The organism is Shewanella oneidensis MR-1 (genome assembly GCF_000146165.2).
In the GTDB taxonomy this organism is placed as follows: Bacteria; Pseudomonadota; Gammaproteobacteria; order Enterobacterales; family Shewanellaceae; genus Shewanella; species Shewanella oneidensis.
The window spans coordinates 18862-35115 of the sequence record NC_004347.2 but is presented as its reverse complement, the minus strand read 5'-3'; the positions used below and the strand labels follow the sequence as shown (position 1 = coordinate 35115).

The following is a 16254-nucleotide window of genomic DNA, read 5'->3' as shown; positions in this document are numbered from 1 at the left end:
ATGAAAATTATCATATTAGGTGCAGGTCAAGTTGGGGGAACCTTGGCCGAAAATTTGGTGGGTGAAAACAACGATATCACCATAGTCGACAGTGACAAATCCAGGTTGCGCGCCCTGCAGGATAAATATGACCTTCGCGTTGTAGCTGGCCATGGTGCCCACCCCAATGTGCTCAAAGAGGCGGGTGCCGAGGATGCCGATATGCTGATTGCGGTAACCAACAGCGATGAATGCAACATGGTCGCCTGCCAAATGGCCTATAGCCTATTTGGTACCCCTACCAAAATCGCCCGTATCCGCTCAGAACCCTATTTGGCCATGCGCGATAAATTGTTTATCAACAGTGAAACCAAAAATAGTGACGGTCGCCCACGCGGTGGTTTTGTTATTGACGAGCTGATAGCGCCTGAACAGTTAGTAACCGCTTACATTGAACGTTTGGTCGAATACCCCGGCGCTCTACAAGTGCTTGAATTTGCCGAAGGACGTTTGAGCCTAGTTGCGGTACGCGCCTATTACGGTGGCCCACTGGTCGGTAATGCCTTGGCCGCACTACGTGAACATATGCCGAATATTGATACCCGGGTAGCCGCAATTTTCCGCCAAGGTCGCCCAATCATGCCCCGCGGCACAACCATTATCGAAGCTGATGATGAAGTGTTTTTCGTCGCCGACAGCCGCCATATCCGTGCGGTAATGAGTGAAATGCAAAAGCTCGATAACTCCTACCGCAATATCATGATTGCTGGCGGTGGCAACATCGGACTCGGGCTGGCTAAACGCCTCGAGCGCACTCATTCTGTCAAACTGATTGAACATAAGTTTGAACGCGCAGAAGCACTCTCTGAACAGCTTGAAAACACCACGGTGTTTTGTGGTGATGCATCCGATCAGGAGTTGCTACTCGAAGAACATATCGACCAAACCGACGTATTTATTGCCGTGACCAACGACGATGAAGCCAATATCATGTCAGCCCTATTAGCCAAGCGCATGGGGGCAAAGAAGGTAATGGTGCTGATCCAGCGCGAAGCCTATGTGGATATTGTGCAAGAAGCCAATATCGATATCGCCATTTCACCGCAACAGGCCACCATTTCCGCATTGCTAACCCATATTCGCCAAGGTGATATTTGTAACGTGTATTCATTACGTCGCGGCGCAGCTGAAGCCATTGAAGCGATTGCCCACGGTGATTCGAGCACCTCTAAGGTAGTAGGCAAAGCCATTGGCGATATTAAGCTGCCACCGGGAACCACGATTGGTGCGATTGTACGTAACGAAGAAGTGTTGATGGCTCATGATAAAACAGTAATCGAACAGGGGGACCACGTAGTCCTATTCCTTGTGAACAAGAAGTTTATCGGTGAAGTCGAAAAACTTTTCCAACCTAGCGCCTTCTTCTTCTAAGTCATTACCCTATGCTGAACTTTCGAGCGCTGTTATTTATTTTAGGGCTGTTTCTGTCAATGCTGACAGCCTTTATGTTTGCCCCGATGCTAGTCGCTGTAGTTAATGGCGAGGAAACCGTCGGCTCATTTATGTTATCGGCTTTAGCAACTGGGATTTGTGCTAGCCTCTGTTTGCATAACGGCCAAAGCAAAGGCATAAACCTCAATATTCGCGATATGTTTCTGCTCACCAGTCTCACCTGGTTAATCGTAAGCCTGTTCGCTGCCATGCCTTTTACCCTATACCACGGTATTGGTTATACCGATGCATTTTTCGAGACCATGTCAGGAATTACCACCACAGGCTCTACCGTGCTTGTGGGGCTTGATACCATGGATCACAGCATCTTAATCTGGCGTTCGTTATTGCAGTGGCTTGGTGGGATTGGTTTTATCGTAATGGCGGTAGCGATTCTGCCCTTCTTAAACGTTGGTGGCATGCGCCTGTTTCGTACTGAGTCATCGGACTGGAGTGATAAGGCGGTTCCTCGCACACAAAGCATGGCCAAGCATCTATTTTTTATCTATATATTGCTAACGATCATTTGCAGTGTGGCCTACCATCTTGCAGGCATGACGTGGTTCCAAGCCATCAACCACGCAATGACAACTCTCTCGACCGGTGGTTACTCGACTTCTGATAGCTCAATGGCGGCGTTTTCCAATTCGGCCCACTGGGTTGGTGTTGTCTTTATGGCAGCAGGTGGTTTGCCACTGCTGATGTTTGTGCAGATGATCCAACAGCGCGATGTAAAAGTGTGGAACGATGCGCAAGTCAAAGGCTTCTTGTTTTTCCTCACGTTTGTTTCTTGCTCTATTGGTTTCTGGTTGTGGCAAACCCGTGATATAGCCCTAATTGATGCGCTGCGCTTATCCAGCTTTAACGTTGTATCTGTGGTCACTACAACCGGTTATGGTTTAACAGACTATGGCGCTTGGGGCGCCTTTGCCAACATTGCCTTTCTGTTCTTAATGTTTGTGGGTAGCTGCTCGGGGTCGACTTCGGGCGGAATAAAAATCTTCCGCTTTCAAATTGCGGGCGCGATTATGCGCGAACAATTAAAACAGCAATGTCATCCCAACGGGATTTTTAGGGAGCGCTATAACAACCGACTCATAACTGAAGATATTGTGCGCTCGCTGATCACCTTTGTGCTGCTATATATGTTCGTAATTGTTGGGTTATCTGTGATTCTGGTACTAACGGGTCTAGACCCAGTAACTAGCTTTACTGGTGCAATTACCGCCGTGTCCAACGTGGGGCCAGGGCTTGGGCCGATTATTGGTCCTGTAGGTAACTTCTCCACCCTGCCCGATCTTGCTAAGTGGGCGCTCTCTTTAGGTATGTTGCTTGGCCGCTTAGAAATTTTAACCGTAGCAGTACTGTTCCATCCCAGTTTTTGGAAGTACTAACAAGTTAGCAAGCAAAAATGCGCTCATTGAGCGCATTTTTATTAGGCAGGTTCAGCAACCTCGACCAAGGTCAGCAGATGGTCGGCATAGACTTTCACATCTTCCCAATCGGTATAATCAATAACTGCTTTTGGATCCGTTGGGCCTTTAGTGATTTTCATAATTAACTGGATCATTAATCTGTCGTACCAAGGCCAAGATGGATAATCGACTTTACCAGCAATAATCTTCAAATCTGCGGGAGTCCAAGGAGATAGAGTGATAAACTTTTGCAGGTATTTATTGTTTTCAGGAATACGTTTCTCCGGATTACGTGCGACCACGTTGACGCAGAAAAAACTGTTTGGCAAAAAACTCAAAGCCTGCACATGTTGCTCAATAAATTGAAATACACTCTTATCATAAGTGCCATAGAGTACACAGGCACCCAAAGCCACCAGCTGATAATCGGACCAGTTGATTCGTGTTGCAGCCGCACTATTGATATCGACTAAGTCAACCTTTGCGCCACGCAGGGTTAATTGCTCCGCTATTGCATTGGCAATCTTGGCCGTATGGCCTCCTCGGGTAAAATAAAGCACCAGGATGCGTGTCATGGGGTATTCTCGTTCAGTAAAAGTATGTCACCATTGTGGCAATCATCTGTTGAATAAACCCCTGATAGGATCACAAATCAGCGTTGTCTCATATTCTTAAATGCAAAAATTGAGATCTGAATTGCCGAGCAGTATGATTGCGTATAGAAACATCTTCAATTAGAATTATCTAATCAAAAAGCGATAAAGTGAGTGACCTTATGCAAAATGATATAGATGTAAATGCAATGGTAACTAATGCGGAAAGTGCGGCTAAATGGCTAAAAGCCATAGCGAATCCTTATCGCTTAATGATTCTTTGTCTATTGCTTGATAAAGAGCTGAGCGTGACCGAGCTGAATTCGACTGTGCCTTTAAGTCAGTCGGCACTATCACAACACTTAGCAGTATTACGTGCCGAAGACTTAGTCGATACCCGTAAGAGTTCGCAGATTGTGTATTACAAGCTTAAGAATGAACAAGTTTCCCAAGTGATTTCGATTCTACACAGCCGTTACTGCGCGGTATAACTGGCTCACAATGCCATAAGCAATGCGATATTAAGCCCTAGCTTGGACTAGGGCTTTGTCGTTTTTATAGCTTACTAAAATGAGTGCCAAAAGCTTCGACTTTAGCCCAATCGGTAAACTCAAACGTGCCCTTAAGATCCGTTGGCCCCTTAGTCATCCACATGATAAAACAGATCATTGTGCGGTCGAATAAGCCATATTTAGGGTAATCAATCTTACCAGCAAATACCGCCAAGTGTTGTGGTTGCCAAAGGGATAATTTGAGGAATTTCTGCATATAAGGATTGGTTTCTGGGGTGTTCTTTAACGGCTTCCGCGCCACCACATTTACCGTAAAAAAACCATTAACTTTCGCGCTTAACACCGCATGGTTGCGATTCACAAATTGGTAAAGCTCAGGTCTATGTTTACCATAGCGGATACTCGCACCAATCAATACCTTATCAACATCTGCAAGGTTTATAGCTTCAGCCTGTTCTAAGCTAAAGAGGGAGACCTTTTCACCCGCCCGCTCAGCAAATGCTTTAATCTTACGACAAATTTCTAGCGTTTGACCGTCGATGGTTGAGTAGATTATTAATGTTTGCATATTAATCTTTCCAGAAAGTTGGCGTGAACAAAATCAACAAGGTAAAGATTTCAAGGCGACCAAATAGCATAGCTACCACCAGCACCCATTTGGCGCCATCACCAATACTGGCATAATTACTCGCAACCTCACCTAAACCTGGGCCGAGGTTATTTAAGCAAGCGGCCGTAGCACTAAAGGAAGTGATGTCATCGAGCCCCATTGCCATTAGCGCCAACATACACAGCACGAAAACTAAAGCATAGGCCGAAAAAAAGCCCCACACGGCATCGACAATACGGTCAGGCAGCGCCTTTGAGCCTATTCGAATCGAAAACATCGCCTTGGGATGAACAAGACGTTTTAGCTCGCGAGACCCCTGCAACAACAAGAGAATGACCCGAATAACCTTAATCCCCCCCGCGGTCGAGCCACCACAACCACCAATGAAGCTCGAAAACATTAATAACATTGGCAAAAATAATGGCCACATATTGAAACTGTCTGTGCCAAACCCTGTGGTGGTTGCTATCGAAACCGCTTGGAATAAGGCATGATTTAAGGTTTCTTCCGGCGTGTCATAAATATCAGAATAGAAATACAAGGTAAAAAAACAAATCGCGGTTAAGAGCAATTGAATTGCGACTAACACTTTAAATTCGGTATCTCTAAAATAGACCTTCAAGTTAATACCTCTCCACGAAAATGCCGCAAAATGCACGCTAAAATTCACTGCAGAGACAATTAAAAAGAACACACAAATCAGGTTAATTACAGGGCTGTTAAAGTAGCCCATACTGGCATCATGGGTTGAAAAACCGCCGATGGCGATGGTCGAAAACGAGTGACAAATGGCATCGAACATGCTCATCCCCGCCAACCAATAGGCACCAGCACAGCTGATAGTCAGCAATAGATAGATGTACCATAACGCCTTGGCCGTCTCGGCAATCCTAGGCGTCATCTTACTGTCTTTTACTGGCCCAGGGATTTCAGCGCGATAGAGCTGCATCCCGCCAATGCCCAGTACAGGTAAAATCGCGACAGCCAGTACGATGATCCCCATACCGCCAAGCCATTGCAGCAAATGTCGATAAAATAAAATCGCTTTAGGTAAGGAGTCCAGCCCCACAATGACTGTAGCCCCAGTGGTGGTTAGCGCGGAAAAAGATTCAAAAAAACTGTCCGTCCAACTGAGATCCGGTTGACTAGAGAAGATAAAAGGTAAAGCCCCGATAGAACCCAGCACAGTCCAAAACAGCACGACGATGAGAAATCCCTCACGGGTACGTAATTCCTCCTTACAGCGGCGATGAGGATACCAGAGCCAAAAACCGATAAATAAGCTGACAAAAAAGGCCTGAATAAACGCAGTTCCGCCGCCATCGTTATACCAAATGGCGATTAAGGCTGGTGGCAGCATAGTGATGGAGAACAGGCCGATTAACAGGCCTATGATTCTTATTATGGTTTTGTATTGCATTACGCGTGTTCAATTATTCCATTGGCTGCAAAGGTATTTTCAGCATTTTGTATATTTTGGCACAATTTACGCAAGCATCACAGTTTAAAGTCTGCCCGCAAGCTCCCTTGGCTTAAGGTAGCCAAGGATTCTGTCAATAACCGCTGTTGTTGTTTACCAATAGCAAAATGGATATCTACAGCCTCAGCAAACTGTTTATCGGTAATCACTGCATCCAACTGCTGCAATAAATGCTCAACATTCCGTAATTGAGTGTAATCACAACGCAGCGTTGCCGGATAACGTAATTGCTTCAATTGAGTCGGTAATTGCGCCAAGCCTTGGCGTAATCCAGAGGTATAGGCACGCACTAAGCCCCCAACGCCCAGTTTAGTGCCACCGTAGTAACGCACCACGACAGCACCGATCTCGCCAATACTTGCGCCTTGCAATACCGCTAACATGGGACGACCCGCGCTGCCAGCAGGCTCACCATCATCACTTGAACCAATTAACATGCTGTCGTTGGGCGCTCCCGCGATAAAGGCATAACAATAATGGCTGGCGCCGGGATAATCTCGCTTGATGTCAGTAAGTACTAACTTTAATTGTTCTAAACTATTGCAGTGAAATAGAAAAGAGATAAAGCGGCTGTACTTTATCTCTTCTTCTATCTGTAGATCTTCACTCGGTATCAGATAACTTTCGAGCACTCGCTCTCCCTAAACTCACGCTAAGCCCAGTTCGCGGGTCATATTCTCATTTCTATCCTGATGCACAACCACATTATCCTCAATACGAATACCGCCGAAAGGTCGCAGCTCATCAACGCTGTTCCAATTGATCTGCTTGCCACGGCTATTTTGTTTTAACTCATTGAGTAAGGAGTCGATAATGTACAAACCTGGCTCCATAGTTAGCACTTGGTTTGGCGCTAAAATGCGCGTGCAACGCAAAAATGGATGCGCCTCAGGGGCAGGAATATGGGTGCCACGCTCATCAAAGGCGAAGCCGCCAACATCATGCACTTGCAAGCCTAACATATGGCCCAATCCGTGGGGGAAGAAGGCGCTGGTAATGCCTTGCTCGACTAACCCTTGAGCATCGCCTGTTGCCAAGTCAAAATCCAATAGCATTTGCGCCACTTTGCCATGGGTCGCTAAATGTAAATCGGGATAACGCACTCCTGGGCGCATCATATCAATCAGCTCAAGCTGCGCTTTGTTCATAGCAGTGATCAACTCATCGAAACGATTCTTCTCGAACGCATAGGTACGAGTGATATCTGATGCATAGCCAAAATAACTGGCACCTGCATCAATTAAGAATGACAAACGGCGCGCAGGATTTTGATGCTCAAGCGCGGTGTAATGCAAAATCGCCGCATTTTGGTTTAGGGCAATAATATTGCCATAGGGCACTTCGTTCTCACCCTGTCCCACAGCGGATAAATACTGCTGCTGAATTTCAAACTCGCTCGCGCCATTATAAAAGGCATTTTTAGCCGCCTGATGACCTTGTACTGCAATTTGGTTGGCACGGCGCATACATTCAAGTTCATATTCGGTTTTTGTGGTGCGATGAAAATGCAGATAACTCATCACCGAATCAGGATTACGACTAGTAAACCCAAGCACCTCAGCCACATCTAAATGCTCACCCAAATAAGCCCAGTTGGCGATATCGGTAGGCAATAATTCGGCGACTTTATCGGCCTTAGTGAGCAACTTGATGTCAAAATGCTCGGTCCAGAACATATCCGGTACGTCGGCAACCTTATGCCAAAAATCCACCGGGCGATAAAAGATCAGTTGTGGCTTATCGCGACCATTCACCACCAACCAGCAGTTGGGATTATCCAACACAGGTAACCACGCCTTAAAATGAGGGTTGGCTTTAAAAGGATAATTAATGTCATCCAAAAACATTCTGTGTGGCTGACCCGAGTGGATCACTAAACCTGATAATGCTTCACGCGATACAATTTCAGCGACTCGACGATTTAACTCGTCGATGTGGGCATGATAGTAATGAGCCAAGTGATCCATGTGCCATATCCTGTTATGAATGATTGTTAATAATAAATATCTTAAACCTATCACTTTCGCCTGCAATACCTGTCGTTCAGCAAGGAATAGCTAATTCTCGTTCTAAGCTTATGCTTTTAATTTCAAAAATAAATTTATTCAATTTACCGCCAATTATTACCGCCCAAGTACACATTCCCACCAAGGACACTTTAGCGTAATCTTGGGCCTCTACACTTTGTGCAGTGTATCACAAAGGTGAAAATTCACTCTAGCCGACAAGAAATTAAACAGTCGTTTAAATTGGGTGTTGTAATTTATCGAATTTCGAAGCACACTGGCACACAACTGGTCAAATGATGGCCGAAGCTGCTGTGAGATAGAGAGTCGTACTAACACCAAAAAATAATGGTGGGTATCACTTTTAAGCCAAAAGGAAGCAAGCAATGATCTACCAAAGTCCTACAATTCAGGTTGAGTTACTCGAGGATAATATTGCCAAGCTGTGCTTTAACGCACCCGGTTCGGTGAACAAATTCGATAGAGAAACACTCGCCTCACTCGATGCCGCATTAGACAGCATCAAACAACAATCAAACATTCAGGCATTAGTGCTCACATCAGGTAAAGATACCTTTATCGTCGGCGCTGACATTACTGAATTTTTAGGCTTATTCGCACAAGATGATGCAGTACTGCTCTCTTGGGTTGAACAGGCCAACGCCGTATTCAATAAACTCGAAGATTTACCTTTCCCAACTGCTTCAGCCATTAAAGGTTTTGCCTTAGGCGGCGGTTGTGAAACCATTTTAGCGACAGATTTCCGTATTGCTGACACCACGGCAAAAATCGGCTTACCTGAAACCAAACTGGGTATTATCCCAGGCTTTGGCGGTACTGTACGTCTACCACGCGTGATTGGTGCTGACAACGCTCTCGAGTGGATCACCACAGGCAATGAGCAGCGCGCTGAAGATGCATTAAAAGTCGGTGCCGTTGACGCCGTTGTTGCACCAGAAGCCTTAGAAGTTGCGGCGATTCAAATGCTCAAAGATGCTGTCGCAGAAAAGCTTGATTGGCAAGCGCGTCGCCAACGCAAATTATCGCCACTGACACTGCCTAAACTCGAAGCCATGATGTCTTTCACTACGGCTAAAGGCATGGTTTTCTCTGTCGCAGGCAAACATTACCCAGCACCAATGGCAGCGGTAAACGTAGTTGAGCAAGCAGCAACCAAAGGCCGCAGCGACGCATTACAAATTGAGCATCAGGCTTTCATCAAGTTAGCTAAGACTGATGTGGCCAAGGCGCTTATCGGTATCTTCCTTAATGATCAATTCGTTAAAGGCAAAGCCAAGAAAGCTGGCAAGCTGGCCAAAGCAGTAAATAGCGCCGCCGTATTAGGTGCAGGCATCATGGGCGGCGGCATCGCTTACCAAAGCGCCAGCAAAGGCACGCCGATCGTGATGAAAGATATTGCCCAGCCAGCATTAGATTTAGGTCTCAATGAAGCGGCAAAACTGCTATCAGCGCAAGTTGCCCGTGGCCGCTCTACCCCTGAAAAAATGGCAAAGGTACTGAACAACATCACCCCAGCTCTAGAATATGCACCAGTGAAACATGCCGACGTGGTTGTTGAAGCCGTGGTTGAGCATCCAAAAGTGAAAGCACAGGTACTGGCAGAGGTTGAACAATACGTCAGTGAAGATGCGATTATCGCTTCTAACACTTCAACGATTTCAATCAGCTTACTCGCTAAGAGCATGAAGAAGCCAGAGCGTTTCTGCGGTATGCACTTCTTCAACCCTGTGCACAAAATGCCATTGGTTGAAGTTATCCGTGGCGAGCACAGCTCAGAAGAAACCATCGCATCAGTTGTCGCTTACGCCAGCAAAATGGGTAAAACCCCAATCGTTGTTAACGATTGCCCAGGCTTCTTCGTTAACCGCGTCCTCTTCCCTTACTTTGCCGGCTTTAATGGTCTACTCGCCGAAGGTGGCGACTTTGCTGCTATCGATAAAGTGATGGAAAAACAATTCGGCTGGCCAATGGGCCCCGCTTATCTGCTAGACGTTGTCGGCCTAGATACAGGTCACCACGCGCAAGCAGTAATGGCCGAAGGCTTCCCTGATCGTATGGGCAAATCTGGCAATGACGCGATTGACGTGATGTTTGAGAACAAACGTCTCGGCCAAAAGAACGGTAAGGGTTTCTACGCTTACTCAGTGGATAGCCGCGGCAAGCCAAAGAAAGATGTCGACCCAACCAGCTATGAGCTGCTGAAGGCCGCTTTTGGTGAGCAAAAAGCATTCGATGCGGATGAAATCATCGCCCGCACTATGATCCCAATGATTATCGAAACCGTTCGCTGTTTAGAAGAAGGCATTGTGGCATCACCTGCCGAAGCGGATATGGGCTTAGTCTACGGTTTAGGCTTCCCGCCATTCCGTGGTGGTGTGTTCCGTTACTTAGACACCATGGGCGTTGCCAACTTTGTGGCTTTAGCAGACAAATACGCGCATTTAGGTGGTTTGTATCAAGTCACCGACGCCATGCGTGCCCTTGCAGCCAACAACGGTAGCTACTACCAAGCCTAATTAGCGGGAAAGGAATTTAATTATGAAACAAGCTGTTATCGTAGATTGCATTCGTACTCCTATGGGCCGCTCTAAGGCTGGGGTGTTCCGTAATGTGCGTGCAGAAACACTGTCTGCCGAATTAATGAAAGGTCTATTACTGCGTAACCCGCAATTAGATCCCAACACCATTGAAGACGTGATTTGGGGCTGTGTGCAACAGACCTTAGAGCAAGGCTTCAACATTGCCCGTAACGCATCGTTACTGGCAGGTATCCCGAAAACGGCTGGCGCCGTAACGGTAAACCGCTTATGTGGTTCTTCAATGGAAGCCATCCACCAAGCAGCACGTGCCATTATGACAGGTATGGGCGACACCTTTATCATTGGCGGTGTTGAACATATGGGCCACGTTCCGATGAACCATGGTGTGGATTTCCACCCTGGTTTAGCCAATAACGTTGCTAAAGCTTCAGGTATGATGGGCTTAACCGCTGAAATGCTCGGCAAGCTCCACGGCATTACCCGTGAGCAACAGGATGCCTTTGCAGTGCGTTCACACCAACGCGCTTATGCTGCGACGATTGAAGGCCGTTTTGCCAAGGAAATCTATGGCATTGAAGGCCATGATGCTACTGGTGCCTTAATTAAAGTGCTGCAAGACGAAGTGATCCGCCCAGAAACCACAATGGAATCTCTAGCAGTACTGCGCCCAGTATTTGATCCCGTAAACGGGACTGTCACTGCGGGTACATCTTCTGCACTGTCTGATGGCGCTTCGGCAATGTTAATTATGGAAGAGTCTAAGGCTCGCGCCTTAGGCTTACCTATCCGCGCACGCATTCGCTCAATGGCCGTTGCTGGTTGTGATGCGGCAATCATGGGTTATGGCCCAGTCCCCGCAACTCAAAAGGCACTGGCTCGCGCAGGCATCACAGTCAATGACTTAGATGTTATTGAACTAAACGAAGCTTTTGCTGCCCAGTCTTTACCTTGTGTGAAAGATTTAGGCCTGCTGGATGTGGTTGATGAAAAGATTAACCTTAATGGTGGCGCGATTGCACTTGGCCACCCACTGGGTTGTTCTGGCGCGCGTATCTCTACGACGCTTATTAACTTGATGGAACACAAAGATGCAACCTTAGGTTTGGCAACCATGTGTATCGGTTTAGGCCAAGGTATTGCAACCGTTTTCGAACGAGTCTAATCACACCTAAATATCAATATCACTCTAAAAAGCCGGACTCAGTTCCGGCTTTTTTATTTTATGTAGCTTTAAAAATTATCGTCGTAAAATAATTTGTTCCACGTGAAACATGTTCTCATTATTCGATAAATAAAACGGAATAAAACCAATTACCCGTTCCATCACAAAATCAGGCCGCCAACTTGGTTTATCAACATCACTGGAGTAACATTAGCCAATTCTGTTTAACCGTTCAGTCGAGGTCATATGAACGACGTTTTCTCAACCGCACAACATAAATTGGATGCCCTTGGCTTACGTTGCCCTGAGCCGGTGATGATGGTGCGTAAAACGGTAAGACAAATGGCGCAGGGTGAAACCTTGCTCATTATTGCAGACGATCCAGCGACCACGCGTGACATCCCTAGCTTTTGTGAGTTTATGGATCACACCTTAATTGCCAGTGAAACCATGCAAACGCCCTATCAGTATTTGATTAAGAAAGGACTCTAAGTCTAGCCCTTAAGGTATCGACTTTTATCAGCAAAAGGACGCCTGATATGCCAAAGCTCGTTGCAATTGCCTATAAAACCGTAAAACATGGCCCAATGAAAGAAGTGTTGTGTGCGAATGTCACTCAGCACAGCGGTGTTGAAAAAGATGTGTTTGGTCGCCCCGGTAAACGACAAGTGACCGTTCTTTCACTGCAGCAGTGGCAAACAGCCTGTCAAAGCATAAATACGGATTTAGTCTGGACAATTCGCCGCGCTAATCTATTAGTAGATGGATTAAGTTTTGGTCCAGCTGATGTTGGCAAGCAGTTACGCATCGGTGATTTGAGCTTAGAGATTACTGGTGAAACCGATCCATGCAAAAAGATGGAAATGGCGCACCCGGGATTAGAATTAGCCCTCACTCCAGATTGGCGCGGCGGCGTAACCTGCCGCGTCCTCAATGACGCAATGATCCATCTCGGTGACCCAGTAACTCGCGACTAATCAACTTCTCCTCGGAGAGTAATCCTATTGCTCTCCCATTGCCCCCTACGCCAATCATCCAGTTGCCTCCCTCGGTCATTAATTGAAACAGTATTTCCGTTTTCCTTACAGGGTATTTGTGAGATAACCTACACAGCATTTACAAACATTTATCTTATTTGATAACAACTGCCCCTAAAATAACGATAACAGGATATTGCATGTTTAGACCTACACTGACTCCGCTTTATATAGCACTGATGCTGAGCCTAAATCCCCCCATAGCTCACGCGGATGAAGTCCAAAAACCAAGCTGGGATGTAAACGCCCCCACTAATGCGCCGCTAAAAAAAGTCAAAATCGATGTTAATGAAGGCACTTGGATGAACCTCAGCGTAAGCCCTGATGGCCAACATTTAGTGTTTGATTTGCTCGGGGATATTTATCAAATCCCAGTCACGGGAGGCGAAGCTAAGCCATTAGCTCAAGGGATCTCCTGGCAAATGCAGCCTGTATATAGCCCTAATGGTAAACACATCGCCTTTACCTCAGATGCTGACGGTGGTGACAATATCTGGATTATGAATGCCGATGGAAGCAATCCACGCACGGTCACAAGCGAAACCTTTCGCTTACTCAACAGCCCAGCTTGGAGCCCTGATTCCCAATATTTAATTGGTCGCAAACATTTTACCGCCAGTCGCAGTTTAGGCGCCGGCGAAGTCTGGCTCTACCATGTAGCTGGTGGCGAAGGCGTTAAACTCACTGAACGGCCAAATGATGAGAAAGACTTAGGCGAACCCGCCTATTCACCCGATGGTCGTTATATCTATTTCAGTCAAGACGACACCCCAGGAAAAACCTTCCATTACTCCAAAGATTCGGTAAACGGTATCTATAAAATCAAGCGTTATGATACCAAGACTGGAAATATCGAAATTCTGATTGAAGGGACAGGTGGTGCTATTCGCCCGACACCGAGTCCTGATGGCACCAAGCTGGCCTATATCAAACGTGATGACTTCCAATCATCCTTATATTTGCTTGATTTAAAATCCGGCGAAACAACTAAGTTGTTTGGCGATTTAGACCGTGATATGCAAGAGACATGGGCAATCCACGGAGTCTATCCAAGCATGGCTTGGACTCAAGACAACAAAGATATCTTCTTCTGGGCTAAGGGCAAAATTAACCGCCTCAACGTTGCCAATAAAACGGTCACTAATGTTCCCTTTTCCGTAAAAACTCAATTAGACGTTCAGCCTTCAGTTCGCTTTAAACAGGATATTGATAAAGATGTATTCGATGTAAAAATGCTGCGAATGGCACAAGTCTCCCCCGATGGTAGTAAAGTTGCCTTCGAAGCATTGGGTAAAATCTGGTTAAAGTCGCTTCCCGATGGCAAGATGTCACGCTTAACTGAGTTAGGTAACGATATTGGGGAACTTTATCCCCAATGGTCGCGTGATGGCAAAAACATAGTCTTCACCACTTGGAATGACCAAGATCAAGGCGCGGTACAAGTGATCAGCGCTAAAGGTGGCAAGGCGAAACAACTTACCACTGAGCCAGGAAAATACGTCGAGCCTACCTTCGCCCCCAATGGAGAGTTGGTAGTGTATCGTAAAACCCAAGGCGGAAACCTCACGCCTCGCACTTGGTCGCAGGAACCTGGCATATACAAGGTTGATTTAAAAACCAAACAAAATACAAAAATCACCGCAGAGGGTTACCAAGCTCAATTTGGTGCTTCAGCGGAACGCATCTTTTTTATGAATAGTGGCGATGATGATACGCCACAGCTAGCTTCAATCAACTTAGACGGTTTTGATAAGCGCGTTCACTACAGCAGTAAGCATGCAACCGAATTTAGAGTTTCCCCCGACGGTGAACAACTTGCCTTTGCTGAACGCTTTAAAGTGTGGGTGACGCCCTTTGCCAAACATGGTGAAACGGTTGAAATCGGACCTAACGCCAGCAATCTTCCCGTTACTCAGTTAAGTGTGCGAGCCGGTGAAAGCATCAGTTGGAATAGCAAAAGTAATCAACTCTATTGGACTCTTGGCCCAGAACTGTACCAAACCGAAGTTGATTCCCAGTATCTAAAAAAGGACGAGCAAGCTAAGCCAAGCATTATCAATTTAGGCTTTACCGAAAAGGCCGATGTTCCACGTGGAACAGTCGCTTTTGTCGGCGGTAAAGTGATCACCATGGAAAATGACCAAGTCATCGATAAGGGTGTGGTGATCGTTAAAGACAATCATATTGTTGCCGTTGGCGACGCTAATACGCCGATTCCAAAGGATGCACAAGTCATCGATATAAGCAGCAAATCCATTATGCCAGGCTTGTTTGATGCTCATGCCCATGGTGCTCAAGCTGATGATGAAATCGTGCCGCAACAAAACTGGGCGCTCTATTCTGGTTTATCCTTAGGCGTGACTACGATTCACGATCCATCGAACGATACGACTGAGATTTTTGCAGCCTCGGAACAGCAGAAGGCGGGCAACATCGTTGGCCCACGGATTTTCTCTACGGGAACGATTCTCTACGGCGCTAACGCGCCAGGATACACCTCGCACATCGACTCTGTTGATGATGCAAAATTCCATTTAGAGCGACTCAAAAAAGTCGGTGCCTTTAGTGTGAAGAGCTACAACCAACCCCGTCGAAATCAAAGACAACAGGTTATCGCTGCAGCTCGCGAACTCGAAATGATGGTCGTGCCCGAGGGCGGCAGCTTGCTACAACATAACCTGACCATGGTTGCCGATGGCCATACAACCGTAGAACATTCCTTACCCGTGGCAAGTATTTATAACGATATTAAACAGTTCTGGGGTCAAACTAAGGTCGGTTATACGCCAACCTTAGTCGTCGCCTACGGTGGTATTTCGGGTGAAAATTACTGGTACGATAAAACCGATGTGTGGGCACATCCACGTTTGTCTATGTATGTACCAAGCGATATTTTGCAAGCACGCTCAATGCGTCGCCCCCATGTACCAGAAAGCCACTACAACCATTTTAACGTCGCTAAAGTCGCGAATGAGTTTAATAAATTAGGCATTCACCCAAATATTGGCGCCCATGGTCAGCGTGAAGGTTTAGCCGCACATTGGGAAATGTGGATGTTCGCCCAAGGCGGCATGAGTAATATGGACGTACTGAAAACGGCGACGATTAACCCAGCCACCACCTTCGGTTTAGATCATCAACTTGGCTCGATTAAGACTGGTAAACTCGCCGACTTAATCGTTATCGATGGCGATCCACTAGCGGATATTCGCGTTACAGATAGAGTCACTTATACCATGGTTAATGGTAAGTTGTTCGACGCTGAGTCGATGAACCAACTCAATGGTAACAAGCAACAGCGTAAGCCTTTCTTCTTCGAGAAAATCTAATCTCAATAAGAAGAAATAACAAAAGGCATGTTCCACGTGGAACATGCCTTTATATTTTGGATTTAAGCTCGAATAAGAT

General features: G+C 46.4%; 13 protein-coding genes. 8 read left to right on the top strand and 5 right to left on the bottom strand.

Annotated elements, in window-relative coordinates; all coding sequences use genetic code 11:
- Together trkA and SO_RS00140 are read left to right on the top strand one after the other, a co-directional pair.
- Complete coding sequence (gene trkA, locus SO_RS00145) at positions 1-1410, top strand: Trk system potassium transporter TrkA (RefSeq protein WP_011070445.1); 1410 nt, start codon at positions 1-3, stop codon at positions 1408-1410.
- An 11-nt stretch (positions 1411-1421) separates the two neighbouring features.
- On the top strand, positions 1422-2864 hold the full coding sequence (locus tag SO_RS00140) for a TrkH family potassium uptake protein (RefSeq protein ID WP_011070444.1): 1443 nt from the start codon (positions 1422-1424) through the stop codon (positions 2862-2864).
- A gap of 41 nt (positions 2865-2905) precedes the next feature.
- Here SO_RS00140 and hemG (SO_RS00135) read toward each other — a convergent pair whose 3' ends face one another.
- On the bottom strand, positions 2906-3460 hold the full coding sequence (gene hemG, locus SO_RS00135; RefSeq protein ID WP_011070443.1) for a menaquinone-dependent protoporphyrinogen IX dehydrogenase: 555 nt from the start codon (positions 3458-3460) through the stop codon (positions 2906-2908).
- Positions 3461-3660: 200 nt separating this feature from the next.
- Here hemG (SO_RS00135) and SO_RS00130 point away from each other — a divergent pair, with 200 nt between their 5' ends.
- Positions 3661-3969: an ArsR/SmtB family transcription factor gene (locus SO_RS00130; protein ID WP_011070442.1), complete on the top strand. Its 309-nt coding sequence runs from the start codon at positions 3661-3663 to the stop codon at positions 3967-3969.
- 64 nt (positions 3970-4033) lie between these two features.
- Here SO_RS00130 and hemG (SO_RS00125) read toward each other — a convergent pair whose 3' ends face one another.
- From hemG (SO_RS00125) to pepQ, 4 genes are all read right to left on the bottom strand, one after another.
- A complete protein-coding gene (gene hemG, locus SO_RS00125; RefSeq protein ID WP_011070441.1) occupies positions 4034-4558 on the bottom strand; it encodes a menaquinone-dependent protoporphyrinogen IX dehydrogenase in 525 nt (174 codons plus the stop codon).
- A 1-nt stretch (position 4559) separates the two neighbouring features.
- Complete coding sequence (locus SO_RS00120; RefSeq protein WP_011070440.1) at positions 4560-6020, bottom strand: TrkH family potassium uptake protein; 1461 nt, start codon at positions 6018-6020, stop codon at positions 4560-4562.
- Between the two features lie 77 nt (positions 6021-6097).
- Positions 6098-6712: a YigZ family protein gene (locus SO_RS00115; RefSeq protein WP_011070439.1), complete on the bottom strand. Its 615-nt coding sequence runs from the start codon at positions 6710-6712 to the stop codon at positions 6098-6100.
- A gap of 15 nt (positions 6713-6727) precedes the next feature.
- Positions 6728-8047 carry a Xaa-Pro dipeptidase gene (gene pepQ, locus SO_RS00110; RefSeq protein WP_011070438.1) on the bottom strand — a complete coding sequence of 440 codons (1320 nt, stop codon included), beginning with the start codon at positions 8045-8047 and terminating at the stop codon, positions 6728-6730.
- Between the two features lie 425 nt (positions 8048-8472).
- Here pepQ and fadB point away from each other — a divergent pair, with 425 nt between their 5' ends.
- From fadB to SO_RS00085, 5 genes are all read left to right on the top strand, one after another.
- Entirely contained in the window at positions 8473-10623 is a 2151-nt protein-coding gene (gene fadB / locus SO_RS00105; RefSeq protein ID WP_011070437.1) for a fatty acid oxidation complex subunit alpha FadB, read from the top strand.
- A gap of 22 nt (positions 10624-10645) precedes the next feature.
- Positions 10646-11809, top strand: a complete 1164-nt coding sequence (gene fadA / locus SO_RS00100; RefSeq protein WP_011070436.1) for an acetyl-CoA C-acyltransferase FadA — start codon at positions 10646-10648, stop codon at positions 11807-11809.
- Positions 11810-12055: 246 nt separating this feature from the next.
- Entirely contained in the window at positions 12056-12301 is a 246-nt protein-coding gene (tusA, locus tag SO_RS00095; protein ID WP_011070435.1) for a sulfurtransferase TusA, read from the top strand.
- Positions 12302-12348: 47 nt separating this feature from the next.
- Positions 12349-12786 carry an MOSC domain-containing protein gene (locus tag SO_RS00090; protein WP_011070434.1) on the top strand — a complete coding sequence of 146 codons (438 nt, stop codon included), beginning with the start codon at positions 12349-12351 and terminating at the stop codon, positions 12784-12786.
- 200 nt (positions 12787-12986) lie between these two features.
- Positions 12987-16175 carry an amidohydrolase family protein gene (locus tag SO_RS00085; RefSeq protein WP_011070433.1) on the top strand — a complete coding sequence of 1063 codons (3189 nt, stop codon included), beginning with the start codon at positions 12987-12989 and terminating at the stop codon, positions 16173-16175.
- Positions 16176-16254: the final 79 nt, after the last annotated feature.

Excerpts from the sequence above, each read along its gene's own strand:
- SO_RS00085 (WP_011070433.1), top strand. The coding sequence starts at position 12,987 with ATGTTTAGACCTACACTGACTCCGCTTTATATAGCACTGATGCTGAGC.
- tusA (WP_011070435.1), top strand. The coding sequence starts at position 12,056 with ATGAACGACGTTTTCTCAACCGCACAACATAAATTGGATGCCCTTGGC.
- SO_RS00090 (WP_011070434.1), top strand. The coding sequence starts at position 12,349 with ATGCCAAAGCTCGTTGCAATTGCCTATAAAACCGTAAAACATGGCCCA.
- SO_RS00140 (WP_011070444.1), top strand. The coding sequence starts at position 1,422 with ATGCTGAACTTTCGAGCGCTGTTATTTATTTTAGGGCTGTTTCTGTCA.
- hemG (WP_011070443.1), bottom strand. The coding sequence starts at position 3,460 with ATGACACGCATCCTGGTGCTTTATTTTACCCGAGGAGGCCATACGGCC.
- fadA (WP_011070436.1), top strand. The coding sequence starts at position 10,646 with ATGAAACAAGCTGTTATCGTAGATTGCATTCGTACTCCTATGGGCCGC.
- hemG (WP_011070441.1), bottom strand. The coding sequence starts at position 4,558 with ATGCAAACATTAATAATCTACTCAACCATCGACGGTCAAACGCTAGAA.
- fadB (WP_011070437.1), top strand. The coding sequence starts at position 8,473 with ATGATCTACCAAAGTCCTACAATTCAGGTTGAGTTACTCGAGGATAAT.
- SO_RS00130 (WP_011070442.1), top strand. The coding sequence starts at position 3,661 with ATGCAAAATGATATAGATGTAAATGCAATGGTAACTAATGCGGAAAGT.
- pepQ (WP_011070438.1), bottom strand. The coding sequence starts at position 8,047 with ATGGATCACTTGGCTCATTACTATCATGCCCACATCGACGAGTTAAAT.
- SO_RS00120 (WP_011070440.1), bottom strand. The coding sequence starts at position 6,020 with ATGCAATACAAAACCATAATAAGAATCATAGGCCTGTTAATCGGCCTG.
- trkA (WP_011070445.1), top strand. The coding sequence starts at position 1 with ATGAAAATTATCATATTAGGTGCAGGTCAAGTTGGGGGAACCTTGGCC.